Annotated in this window: 9 protein-coding genes and 1 tRNA gene; 6 read left to right on the top strand and 4 right to left on the bottom strand. The window is 71.4% G+C overall.

Annotated features, from left to right (window positions below):
* Positions 1–63: 63 nt before the first annotated feature.
* A complete protein-coding gene (locus tag BLA60_RS22180; RefSeq protein ID WP_075134880.1) occupies positions 64–1,230 on the bottom strand; it encodes a helix-turn-helix domain-containing protein in 1,167 nt (388 codons plus the stop codon).
* 1,139 nt (positions 1,231–2,369) lie between these two features.
* Complete coding sequence (gene aceE, locus BLA60_RS22175; protein WP_075134879.1) at positions 2,370–5,141, bottom strand: pyruvate dehydrogenase (acetyl-transferring), homodimeric type; 2,772 nt, start codon at positions 5,139–5,141, stop codon at positions 2,370–2,372.
* A 257-nt stretch (positions 5,142–5,398) separates the two neighbouring features.
* On the opposite strand from aceE, the gene BLA60_RS22170 reads away from it, so the two are divergent.
* From BLA60_RS22170 to BLA60_RS22160, 3 genes are all read left to right on the top strand, one after another.
* A complete protein-coding gene (locus BLA60_RS22170; RefSeq protein WP_075134878.1) occupies positions 5,399–5,830 on the top strand; it encodes a DUF3052 domain-containing protein in 432 nt (143 codons plus the stop codon).
* Positions 5,831–5,898: 68 nt separating this feature from the next.
* The gene (locus BLA60_RS22165) at positions 5,899–6,363 is read left to right on the top strand and encodes a peroxiredoxin (RefSeq protein ID WP_075134877.1); all 465 of its coding nucleotides are present in this window, start codon (positions 5,899–5,901) and stop codon (positions 6,361–6,363) included.
* Between the two features lie 38 nt (positions 6,364–6,401).
* Positions 6,402–6,473, top strand: a tRNA-Val gene (locus tag BLA60_RS22160).
* 16 nt (positions 6,474–6,489) lie between these two features.
* On the opposite strand, the gene BLA60_RS22155 is transcribed toward BLA60_RS22160, so the two are convergent.
* Both BLA60_RS22155 and BLA60_RS22150 read right to left on the bottom strand, forming a co-directional pair.
* Positions 6,490–7,278 carry a DUF1295 domain-containing protein gene (locus BLA60_RS22155; protein ID WP_075134876.1) on the bottom strand — a complete coding sequence of 263 codons (789 nt, stop codon included), beginning with the start codon at positions 7,276–7,278 and terminating at the stop codon, positions 6,490–6,492.
* Complete coding sequence (locus BLA60_RS22150; protein ID WP_075134875.1) at positions 7,263–8,528, bottom strand: SAM-dependent methyltransferase; 1,266 nt, start codon at positions 8,526–8,528, stop codon at positions 7,263–7,265. The genes BLA60_RS22155 and BLA60_RS22150 overlap by 16 nt, the downstream gene beginning before the upstream one ends.
* 89 nt (positions 8,529–8,617) lie before the next feature.
* Here BLA60_RS22150 and BLA60_RS22145 point away from each other — a divergent pair, with 89 nt between their 5' ends.
* The 3 genes from BLA60_RS22145 to BLA60_RS22135 are packed head-to-tail and all read left to right on the top strand — an operon-like array spanning position 8,618 to position 11,849.
* Positions 8,618–9,889, top strand: coding sequence for an NAD(P)/FAD-dependent oxidoreductase (locus tag BLA60_RS22145; RefSeq protein WP_075134874.1), 1,272 nt, complete (start codon positions 8,618–8,620; stop codon positions 9,887–9,889).
* The gene (locus tag BLA60_RS22140) at positions 9,883–10,602 is read left to right on the top strand and encodes a DUF1365 domain-containing protein (RefSeq protein ID WP_075135023.1); all 720 of its coding nucleotides are present in this window, start codon (positions 9,883–9,885) and stop codon (positions 10,600–10,602) included. The genes BLA60_RS22145 and BLA60_RS22140 overlap by 7 nt, the downstream gene beginning before the upstream one ends.
* On the top strand, positions 10,599–11,849 hold the full coding sequence (locus BLA60_RS22135) for an SAM-dependent methyltransferase (RefSeq protein WP_075134873.1): 1,251 nt from the start codon (positions 10,599–10,601) through the stop codon (positions 11,847–11,849). The genes BLA60_RS22140 and BLA60_RS22135 overlap by 4 nt, the downstream gene beginning before the upstream one ends.
* Positions 11,850–12,049 lie beyond the last annotated feature (200 nt).

Here is a 12,049-nt window from a genome sequence, read left to right as displayed (position 1 = left end):
TAGGAACCCCACAATGGTAACCGCTCAAGGAACGATACAGGCCGGTTTCCGTTGTGTGTTCCGCTACCACAGTCCTCGCGATCTGGACAACCTTCCCACAGCGAGTGCGATCCTCAGCACAAGCGCGTCACGAGGTACCGAGGCGTTACGCCCGGTGAGTTCGGTGGCCTTGCGCAGGCGGTAGCGCACCGTGTTCGGGTGGACGAACAGTAGCCGAGCGCAGGTTTCGAGCACCCCGCCGGCCTCCAGGAACGTCTCGACCGTCTGCAACAGCGGGCCGCCCGCGTCCTCCAACGGCTTGGCGATCTGGTCGATCAGCTGCCACTCGGCCTCCGGGTCACCGGCGAGCGCCCGCTCCGGCAGCAGATCGGTCGAACGCACCGGGCGCGGCGCCGTCGGCCACGCCACCACCGCCCGCAACCCGGACAACGCGTCGGCCGAACTGCGGTGCGCGTCGGCGATGTTGTCGACCGTCGGCCCCGCCACCACCGGCCCGTCCCCGAACGACGCCGACATGCGAGTGAGCACGTCACTGGGCTCCTCGGTCACCCCGGCGAGCACCACCACCAGCCGCGACCCCTGCACACCGAGCAACACCGACCGGTTGGCCCGCGCCGCCCGGCTACGCACCTCGTAGATCACCGTCGGCGGATCATCCGACGGCGAGTTCCCCACCAACACCGTCGCCGGCGCGTCCAGATCCCACCCCAGCGCCGCGGCCCGGCTGAGCAGCGACTCCTCGGCATCCCCCCGCACGATCCCGTCCACGACCGACGCCTCCAGCCGCGCGTCCCAGGCGCCCCGGGTCTCGGCCGCCGACGCGTAGGACATGGCCGCCGTGAACGCCACCTCACGCCCGTACCGCAACACGGCGTCGGTCAACACCAGACGCTCCGTGTCGTCGGCCGCGAGATCCGGCACCTCCCGCTCGATGACGTGCAACGCGACCCGAACCAGCTCGACGGTCTGCCGCAGACTGATCCACCGCGACAACTCCTGCGGCGCCTGCCGAAACGCGTCGGTCGTCAGCCGGATCGCCGCGCCCTGATCACGGAGATAGGCCGTGAACCCGGCGGCCCCGGTCTGCGCGATCAGCTGCACACTGGCCCGCTGGTCGGCCGGCATCCGCCCGAACCAGGGAAACTGCTGGTCCATCGAGGCGAGGGCAGCGGAGGCCAGCTTCCCCGAGGCGCGCTCCAGGGCGTTCAGGGTGGCTTCCGAGACCTGCATACTCCCGACTCTAGGCGCCTGGGTCCGACGCTTTCTGTCCTGGGTTTGGGCGTGGTTCGCGGGTCTGTTGGCGCTGTCGGTGGGTTCTCGTGGATGTCGTCGTTCCGGGTTGTCGTGGGTTCCTGGGCTGGCGTGGGTTCTTGGGGTTGTTGTGGGTTCTTGGGGTTGCTGTCGCGGGTTTCTTGGGGTTGTGGGTTCCTGGGGTGTGGGTTGCGGGTTGCGGGTTCTTGGGGTGTTTGTCGCGGGTTCTTGGGGTGGGGGTTGTGGGTTCGTGGGGTTTGGTTGTGGGTTCTTGGGGTGTGGGTGGTGGGGGGTTTTGTTTGTCTTGCCCGGGTCTGGCGGTGGATTTTACGGGCGGCCACTCACGCCTCAAGAGGCCCTGAGCTGGGCTTTGTCTGGGTTCGTGTTCACCTGTGGGCCTCTTGACCCGTGAGCCTCCGCCGCCCTGAGGCAGGGCCTTAAGGGCAGGGCTGCGCCCTGCCCTGCGTGATGCCCACCGCCAGACCCGGGTGGGCGGGAGTGGTGTTGTGGGGGGTTTGGCCTGTGTCGGCCCGTTGGAGGCCGGGCCGTGACCGAAGGTTCGGTAACCGATGCCCGGTGCCGATGCCGATGCCGGGTGGCAGTGCCGATGCCGAGCGCCGATGCCGAGCGCCGATGCCGAGTGGCGGTGCCTGGTGGCGGGTGGCGGTGCCGAGTGGCGGGTGGCGGTGCCGGGTGGCGCGTGGTGGTGGCGAGTGGCGGGTGGCGGTGGTGGTGCGGGGTGCCGGGTGATGGTGCCGGGTAGCGAGTAGTGAGTGGACTGGCGGTGCCCGCCGACCAACGCCACACCCCGACACCCACACCCGCGCTGGTAAACCCCCAAAAAGAACCCCGCTGGTTCAGCAGAAGCTCGCACCGTGGGGTCTGGGGCTCGGCCCCAGAAAATCAACCCCCGCATCCCCCAGGGAAGGTGCGCCAGCACCGAACAGGGGGGAGGGATGCGGGGACCGCCCGGCGTGGCGGTGCGCACGCCGCCGGGCGGCCCCTCTCCCCGGTCCCCACCGGTAGTTCCACTATGGACGGGTTGGGGAGGGGGCGCCAGCTGTGTCCCCCTATCGTGCGGTTGGTTCATCAGCGCAGGTCAGGGGGGCTACTGAGAGTCAGGCGACGCCGGGGTCGGAGGTTTGGGGGCCGGCGGCGTTGATGTCGTCGATTCGGTACTTGCGGGCTGCTTCCACGACGGTGGATTTCTCCACTTCGCCGCGCTTGGAGAGGGCTGTCAGGACGCCTACGGTGATCGACTCGGCGTCGACCAGGAAGTGGCGGCGGGCGGCCGGTCGGGTGTCGGAGAAGCCGAAGCCGTCGGTGCCGAGGGTGAGCATGTCGGTCGGGACCCAGGGGCGGATGAGGTCGGGTACGGCCCGCATCCAGTCCGTTGCGGCGACGACGGGGCCGGCGCCTTCGGACAGCACTCGGGTGACGTAGGGGCGCCTCGGTTCGGCTTCGGGGTGGAGGAAGTTGTGGCGGTCGGTTTCCACCGCGTCGCGGCGGAGTTCGGACCATGAGGTCGCGGACCAGACTTCGGCCCGGACGCCCCATTCCTCGGCGAGCATCTCCCTCGCGCGGATCGCCCACGGCATGGCCACGCCGGCGGTGAGGATGCGGGCGCGTGGGCCCGTTCCTTCCGGAGCCTCCTGGTAGCGGTAGAGGCCGCGCAGGAGTCCCTCGACGTCCAGGTTCGCTGGTTCGGGGGCTTGGACGTACGGCTCGTTGTAGACGGTCAGGTAGTAGAACACGTCTTCGGCCTGGTCCCCGTACATGCGGCGCAGGCCGTCGCGGACGATGTGGGCGATCTCGAACGACCAGGCGGGGTCGTAGGCGACGACGGCGGGGTTGGACGCCGCGAGCAGCAGCGAGTGTCCGTCGTTGTGCTGGAGGCCCTCGCCGGTGAGGGTGGTGCGGCCCGCGGTGGCGCCCAGGATGAAACCTCGGGCCATCTGGTCGGCCGCGGCCCACAGGCCGTCGCCGGTGCGTTGGAAGCCGAACATCGAGTAGAAGATGTAGATCGGGATCATCGGTTCGCCGTGGGTGGCGTAGGACGACCCGGCGGCGGTGAACGACGCCGTCGACCCGGCCTCGTTGATGCCCTCGTGCAGGATCTGGCCCTGCTCGCTCTCCTTGTAGCTCAGCATCAGCGACGCGTCCACGGACGTGTACAGCTGCCCGTGCGGGTTGTAGATCTTCTGCGTCGGGAACATCGAGTCCATGCCGAACGTGCGCGCCTCGTCCGGGATGATCGGCACCAGCCTCGGGCCGATCTCCGGGTCCTTGGCCAGGTCACGTACCAGCCGGACGAACGCCATCGTGGTGGCGACCTCCTGCTTGCCCGAACCCTTGCGGACCACGTCGTAGACCTTGTCGCCCGGCAGGACCAGCGACTTGGCCTTGCCCCGGCGTTCTGGCAGGAACCCGCCGAGCTGGCGGCGGCGTTCGAGCAGGTACTGGATCTCGGGCGCGTCCGGACCGGGGTGGAAGTACGGCGGCAGGTACGGGTTCGCCTCCAGTTCGGCGTCCGAGATGGGGATGCGCAGGGTGTCCCGGAACATCTTGAGGTCGTCGAGGGTCATCTTCTTCATCTGGTGGGTCGCGTTGCGGCCCTCGAAGTGCGGGCCGAGCCCGTAACCCTTGATCGTCTTGGCGAGGATGACCGTCGGCTGGCCGTGGTGCTCGGTGGCCGCCTGGTAGGCCGCGTAGACCTTGCGGTAGTCGTGGCCGCCGCGCTTGAGGTTCCAGATCTCCTGGTCGTTCATCGGCGCGACCAGTTCCTTGGTCCGGGGGTCGCGGCCGAAGAAGTGCTCGCGGACGAACGCGCCGTCGTTGGCCTTGTACGTCTGGTAGTCGCCGTCGGGTGTGGTGTTCATCAGGTTGATCAGGGCGCCGTCGCGGTCGGCGTGCAGCAGGGTGTCCCACTCCCGGCCCCAGATGACCTTGATCACGTTCCAGCCGGCGCCCCGGAAGAACGCCTCCAGCTCCTGGATGATCTTGCCGTTGCCGCGGACCGGCCCGTCCAGGCGCTGCAGGTTGCAGTTGATCACGAACGTGAGGTTGTCCAGGCCCTCGTTCGCCGCGACCTGCACCAGGCCGCGTGACTCCGGCTCGTCCATCTCGCCGTCACCGAGGAAGGCCCAGACGCGCTGGTCGTCGGTCCGCTTGATGCCCCGGTCGTGCAGGTAGCGGTTGAACCGCGCCTGGTAGATGGCGTTCATCGGGCCCAGGCCCATGGACACCGTCGGGTACTCCCAGAAGTCCGGCATCAGCCGGGGGTGCGGGTAGGACGGCAGGCCGGCACCCGGGCCGCCGTGGGACAGCTCCTGGCGGAAGCCGTCGAGCTGCTGGGACGACAGCCGCCCCTCCAGGAACGCGCGCGCGTACATGCCGGGGGAGGCGTGCCCCTGGAAGTACACCTGGTCGCCGCCGCCGGGGTGGTCCTTGCCCCGGAAGAACCAGTTGAAGCCCACCTCGTAGAGCGTCGCCGACGACGCGTAGGTCGAGATGTGCCCGCCGACGCCGACGCCGGGACGCTGGGCGCGGTGCACGGTCATCGCCGCGTTCCACCGGATCCACGCGCGGTAGCGGCGCTCCACCTCCTCGTCACCGGGGAACCACGGCTCACGGTCGGTGGCGATCGAGTTCACGTAGTCGGTGCTGGTGAGCGCGGGTACCCCGACGCGGCTCTCCCTGGCGCGTTCGAGCAGGCGGAGCATCAGGTAGCGAGCTCGCTGCTGGCCGCCGGAGGAGAGCATCGCGTCGAACGACTCGAGCCACTCGGCGGTCTCGTCCGGGTCGATGTCCGGGAGGTGGGCGGCGAGCCCGTCCCGAATCACCCGCACACGCTCGGGCGTCCTGCCGTTTCCGCTGTTCTGCGTAGCCAAGGGATCTCCAGTGCCGCGCTGGTAGGGCCGTTCCTGTCCTGTCTCGACCCCTACTTTGCCATCGTCGTCTCGATGACCGCTCACGTCATCATTACTGGTGAGTAAGGCAGTCTTCGGGGGGTGGTTCCCCAGTGGAGTGAAGCGGGAAACCCGGCGTGGGTGGTTGCGCAGGTGGGCACGCTCAGTGTTCGCTATCCCAATACCGTTGCGCGGCGGCCGACCGGCCGCCGCGATGGCGTCGAGGAGGAGTGAAAGCCGTGGTCGCCGCGGGAGACGCTGGCAAGGCCGGTGTCGCCGAGAGGCTCGGGATCGAGCCTGGCATGGTCGTCCAGGAGATCGGGTGGGACGAGGACGTTGACGACGGCGTGCGCGCCGACGTCGAGGAGCGCATCGGAGGCGACCTCCTCGACGAGGACGCCGACGACGTGGTCGACGTCGTCCTGCTGTGGTGGCGTGAGGAGGACGGCGACCTGGTCGACGCACTCATGGACGCCATCACGCCGCTCGCCGACGAGGGTGTGATCTGGGTTCTGACACCCAAGACGGGTCGGGACGGCCACGTCGAGCCAAGTGAGATCGCCGAGGCGGTGCCGACCGCAGGGCTGGCACAGACGTCGAACGTCGCCGTCGGGGCCGACTGGTCGGGCACCAGGTTGGTGTCACCCAAGTCGGTGAAGTCCAAGCGCTGAGAGCCGCCCGTTCGCGTGGCCTAGGCTTGCCGGGCACGCGGACGGCGGATCAGCAGGAGGAAACCCGCATGGCGGTCGAGGTCGGTTCGAAGGCTCCGGAGTTCACCCTCAAGGACGGCAACAGGCAGGACGTGTCACTGTCGTCCTTCCAGGGGTCGAAGAACGTGTTGGTGGTTTTCTACCCCTTCGCGTTCAGCGGCATCTGCAAGGGCGAACTGTGCCAGCTCCGCGACGAGCTGGCGACGTACTCCTCGGCGGAGGTCCAGGTGCTCGGCGTGTCCGTGGACACCCCGTTCAGCCTGAAGGTGTGGGCCGACGAGCAGGGCTACGAGTTCCCGCTGCTGTCGGACTTCTGGCCGCACGGCGAGGTCGCCAAGGCCTACGGCGTGTTCAATGAGGGTGGGGGAATGGCCAACCGTGGCACGTTCCTCATCGACAAGACCGGCGTGGTCCGGTTCGTCGAGATCAACCAGCCGGGTGAGGCCCGCGACCAGGACGCCTGGAAGAAGGCGGTGGCCAGCCTCACGGCATGATCGTCACCGGCGCTCCCCGTGACCGGGGCGCCGGGTGAGGGCACATAGCTCAGCGGAAGAGCACTCGGCTTACACCCGAGCGGTCGCAGGTTCGATCCCTGCTGTGCCCACGCGGGCTGTCACCGGTCACCCCCGGCGGGGCGGCAGCGGGACGAACCCGCTGGTGCGCCGGACGTAGTCGGCGTAGCCGGGGCGGGACCTGGACAGGTGCCGCTCGGTCAGCGGCTTGCCGGTGCCCCTCGCCAGCACGAAGGTCATCACGACCGGCGCGGGCAGCGTCGCCGCCCCCGGCCAGGTGCCGCAGGCCAGCAGGTACAGGCCCCACCACACGGCGGCGTCGCCGAAGTAGTTGGGGTGGCGGGTGTAGCGCCACAGGCCACTGTCCAGCACGCGGCCCCGGTTGGCCGGGTCCGCCGCGAACCTCCGCAGTTGCAGGTCGCCGACGGTTTCGACGGTGAAGCCGACCAGCCACACCGCGCCCCCGAGCGCCAGCAGCCACCCGGGCGCGCCAGGGCCGTACTGGCCGAACTGCACCGGCAGCGACACCAGCAGCATGACCGCGCCCTGGGGCAGGTACACGACCCGCGCCAGGTGCCGGTCGGGGTTGCCGCGGGCCCGCGAGCGGATCTCGACGTAGCGGCGGTCCTCCGGCCGGCCCCGGTTGCGCAGGCCGATGTGGACGGCGAGGCGCACGCCCCACACGACGGTGAGCGAGGTGAGCAGCACCCGGGTCGGGGCGTCGCCGTGCCCGGCGGACAGCACGAACGTGGTCACCGCGACCAGCGCGAACCCCACGCCCCACGCGACGTCGATCAGGTCGTGCCGGTCGCGGCGCACCGACACGGCGAACACCGCGGCCAGGAACACGGCCACCACGCCCACGGTGACCAGGACGTTGGTCAGCTGGGCGGGCATGACACCCCCGCGCGGACCACCGGCATCCCGCTGCGCCCGGCGCCGGTGGGGCGCACCGCGACGATCTGGTCGACCCCCATCCGGTTCTCCTCGAACGCCAGCGCGCCACCGGCCAGGTACAGCCGCCAGATCCGCGCCTGCTCCCGGCCGACCAGCTCGACCAGCTCCGGCCACCGGCGCTCCACGGTGGACAGCCAGGCGCGGATGGTGCGCACGTAGTGCTCGCGCAGCGCCTCGACGTCGCGGATCTCGAACCCCGCCCGCCCCAGGTGATCGAGCGTGCCGCCGACCGGGCGCATCGTCATGTCCGGGGCGATGTAGGTCTCGATGAACGCCCCGCCGCCGGGAGCCGTCACACCTCGGGACATCTGCTGGAGCAGCAGCCGCCCACCCGGCTCCAGCAGCCGGTGCAGCGTCGCCGCGTACGTGGGGTAGTTGGCCTCGCCGACGTGCTCGCCCATCTCGACCGACGCCACCGCGTCGAACGGCCGGTCGGTGAGCTCGCGGTAGTCGCCGTGACGGACCCGGACCCTCCCCGCCAGGCCCTCGGCGGCGACCCGCTCCCGGACGAGGTCGTACTGCTGGCGGGAGAGCGTGACGCCGGTGGCGTGCACGCCGTGGTGCCTGGCCGCGTACAGCAGCAGCGAGCCCCAGCCGCAGCCCACGTCGAGCAGCCGCTGGCCGGGGCGCAGGCCGAGCTTGGCGCAGATCAGCTCCAGCTTGTCGGTCTGCGCGTCGTGCAGCGTGTAGCCGGGGTCCTCGCTGGTCCAGTACGCGCACGAGTAGGCGAGGTGCTCGTCGAGCAGCAGCCGGTAGAAGTCGTTGGACAGGTCGTAGTGGTGGGCGATCGCGGCACGGTCACGGCGCCGGGTGTGCGGGCGCCCGGTCAGCCGGGCCTCCGCGGCGGGCGGCCTCGGGCGCGGCCCGAGCGCCCCGACGCGTACGGCGACACGCACGATCTCGCCCCAGTCGGCGACGCCCGGCCGCGACCGGTCAAGCCGCCAGAACCGGCTCAACCCCTCGGCGAGATCACCGTCGACGTCCAGGTCGCCGGTGACGTACGCGCGGGCCAGGCCCAGCTCACCCGGCCGCCACAGCAGGTGGCGCAGCGCGCGCCGCGACCGCAGCACCACGCACGGCCCCTCCGTCGGCCCGGCCCGGCTGCCGTCCCAGGCCCGCACACCGACCGGGAACGGCCCGCCGAGCAGCCGCTCCGCCACGTCCACCAGACGTCCCGCCACACCAGCCATCCGCACTCCTGTCGTCCTCTTCCAGTTCGGAGCCACGGCCGGTGCGGATGGGGGCAATCCGCACCGGTGGCCGGTGCCGAACACCGGGCATGGCCAACCACGAGCGAGTGGCGGTGATCGGTGCCGGCGTCGCCGGCCTCACCGCCGCGCACCTGCTGCGGCGGCACCACGAGGTGCTGCTGTTCGAGGCCGAGCCCCGGCTCGGCGGGCACGCCCACACCCACGACGTGCCGACCGGCGACGACCGGCTGGTCGCGGTGGACAGCGGGTTCATCGTGCACAACGAGCGCACCTACCCCACCCTCCGGCGGCTGTTCGACGAGCTGGGCGTGGCCACGCGGGACACCGAGATGTCGATGAGCGTGCGCTGTGACGGCTGCGGCCTGGAGTTCGCCGGCGCCAAGGGGCCGGCCGGGCTGTTCCCCACGGTGGGCACCCTCGCGCGCCCGAGGTACCTGCGCCTGCTCACCGAGGTGCGCCGGTTCCACCGCCTCGCCCACCAGGTGCTGCGCGCGGACGCCGACGAGGTCGCCGGCCTCACCCTCGGCCGGTTCCTCGCGGTCGGCCGGTTCTCCGACTACTTCGTCCAGCACTTCGCGCTGCCGGTGGTCTCGGCCGTCTGGTCGTGCGGCGCCGGGACGAGCCGGGAGTACCCGGCCCGCTACCTGTTCACCTTCCTCGCCAACCACGGCCTGCTGTCGGTCACCGGGTCGCCGCGCTGGCGCACCGTCGTCGGCGGCTCCCGCGCGTACGTGGACCGGATCGCGAAGAACCTCGCCGCCGTGCACGTCGCGACCCCGGTGCGCGCGGTGCGCCGGCACCCCGACGGCGTCGAGATCCACGACGACACCGGCGGCACCCACCGGGCCGACCGGGTCGTCATCGCCACCCACCCCGACCAGGCGCTGCGGCTGCTCGCCGCGCCGACCGAGGCCGAACGCCGGGTGCTCGGCGCCTTCCGGTACTCCCGCAACGAGACCGTGCTGCACACCGACGCCACGCAGCTGCCGGCCAGCGCCGGGGCGCGGGCGTCCTGGAACCACCGCCAGCGCTCCTGCGGCGAGCAGGCCGGTCCGGTCACGGTGACCTACCACCTCAACCGGCTGATGGGTCTGTCCGAGCCGCGCGACTACCTGGTCACCCTCAACGCCACCGACCGGATCCCGCCCTCGGCGGTGCTCGCCACGATGACCTACGAGCACCCCGTGTACACCGCCGAGTCGGTCGCCGCGCAGCGCCGGCTGCCCGAACTGAACACCGCGCGGACCGCGTTCGCCGGCGCCTACCACGGCTGGGGGTTCCACGAGGACGGCTGCGCCGCCGGCGTGCGCGCGGCCGCCGCGTTCGGGGTGCGCTGGTGACCGCCATCTACCACGGGGAGCTGACCCACGTCCGGCACGCGGCGCCCGCGCGCGCGTTCCGGCACCGGATCTACCTGTGGCTGGTCGACCTCGACCGGCTGCCCCGGCTGCCGTGGTGGCTGCGCCCGCTGGCCGGGTTCGACGCCCGCGACCACCTGGGCAACCCGCGGCGCACGATCCGGGCGAACCTGGAGGACTGGCTCGCCGCGCGCGGTGTCGACCTCGCCGGCGGACGCGTCCTGATGCTGGCCCACGCCAGGGTGCTCGGGTACGTGTTCAACCCGCTGTCGGTGTTCTGGTGCCACCGGCCGGACGGCTCGCTGGCGTGCGTGGTCGCCGAGGTGCACAACACCCACGGGCGCCGGCACCGCTACCTGCTGCGCCCGGACGACGCCGGGCGGGCCAGCGCCGCCAAGGACTTCCCCGTCTCGCCGTTCCTCCCGATGGACGGCGAGTACGCGATGCGGCTGCCGGAACCGGACGAGCGGCTCTCGCTGAGCATCGCGCTGCGCGGGCCGGGCGGCACACCGCTGGTCGCGACGCTGCGCGGCACCCGGACGCCGGCCACCCGCGCCACGCTGCTTCTGGCGGTGCTGCACCGCCCGCTGGTCACGCTGCTGACCAGCGCGCTGATCCGCCGCCACGGCATCGCGCTGTGGCTGCGCCGGGCACCGCGCACGCCACCCGCCTTCGACCCCGAGGAAACCCGATGACGACCGTCCACCTCCGAGACGACGCGACCGTGGCGCCGGTCGCCGACCGCTGGCCCGGCCTGGCGCTGCCCCGGCCGGACGCCGTGCGGTCCTGGCTCGCCGAGCGGCTGTTCCGGCACGCGGTGCGCGCGATGCCGGTGCGCGTGGTGTTCCCGAGCGGGGAGCGGCTCGGCGCCGGCGGCGCGGGCTCCCCGGTGATGCGGCTGGTGCGGCCCGCCACGTTCTTCCACCGCCTCGGCGAGGGCGCCACGATCGGCTTCGGTGAGTCCTACATGGCCGGCGACTGGACCTCCACCGACCCGGCCGGCCTGCTCACACCGTTCGCCGAGCGGGTCGCCGTGCTCGTGCCGGCGCCGCTACGGTCGCTGCGGCGCTGGGTCGACGCCGCCCGCCCGGACGACGAACGCAACACGGTCGTCGGCGCGCGCCGCAACATCCACCGCCACTACGACCTGTCCCACGACCTGTTCGCGGCCTTCCTCGACGAGTCGATGACCTACTCCTGCGCGTGGTTCGCGCCGGGCTCGGACGACCTGTACGCCGCGCAACAGCGCAAGATCGACGGCATCCTCGACCTCGCCGGCGTCGGCGCGGGGACGCGGCTGCTGGAGATCGGCACCGGCTGGGGCTCCCTGGCGATCCGGGCGGCCCGGCGCGGCGCGCACGTCACGACGCTGACCATCTCGACCGAACAGTACGAGTCGGCCCGCCGCCGAATCGCCGACGCCGGGCTGGACGAGCGGATCACCGTGCTGTCGCGCGACTACCGGGACGCGAGCGGGCACTACGACGCCGTGGTGTCGGTGGAGATGATCGAGGCCGTCGGCGACGAGTACTGGCCGGAGTACTTCGCCACCATCGGGCGGCTGCTGGTGCCCGGCGGCCGGGCAGCCCTGCAGGCGATCACCATGCCGCACGACCGGATGCTGGCCACCCTCGGCACCCACACCTGGATCCACCGGTACGTCTTCCCCGGCGGGCAACTGCTCTCGGTGCCGGCCGTCGAACGCAACGCCGCGTCCGCCGGCCTGGCGGTGACCGAACGGATCGGCCTCGGCCAGCACTACGTCCGCACCCTGAACCACTGGCGCCGCCGGTTCCTCACCAACCGCGAGAACCTACCCGGACTCGACGACGTGTTCGGCCGGATGTGGGAGTTCTACCTCGCCTACTGCGAGGCCGGCTTCCGCGCCGGCTACCTCGACGTCTGGCAGTTCGGCCTGACCAACCACAGCCGGCCGCGCTGAACGGTCGCCGGAGCACGGGTGCTCGTCGACAGGCGGGGGCGGCTGGGCTGGGCACGATGAGTTCCATGGCTCTGGACGGGTCCGGGTCGGTCGGGTGGTCGTGGTCATGGCGGTGGTGTTCGCGGGGTGTCTGGTCGCCAACGGGCCCGTCGCCGCGTCGGAGAGCCGGCCCGGGATCATCGGGGCACCGCCATGGCGAT

Origin of the sequence: Actinophytocola xinjiangensis (genome assembly GCF_001921215.1) — a bacterium.
Lineage (GTDB): Bacteria > Actinomycetota > Actinomycetes > Mycobacteriales > Pseudonocardiaceae > Actinophytocola > Actinophytocola xinjiangensis.
This window is presented reverse-complemented; position numbering and strand designations above follow the sequence as displayed.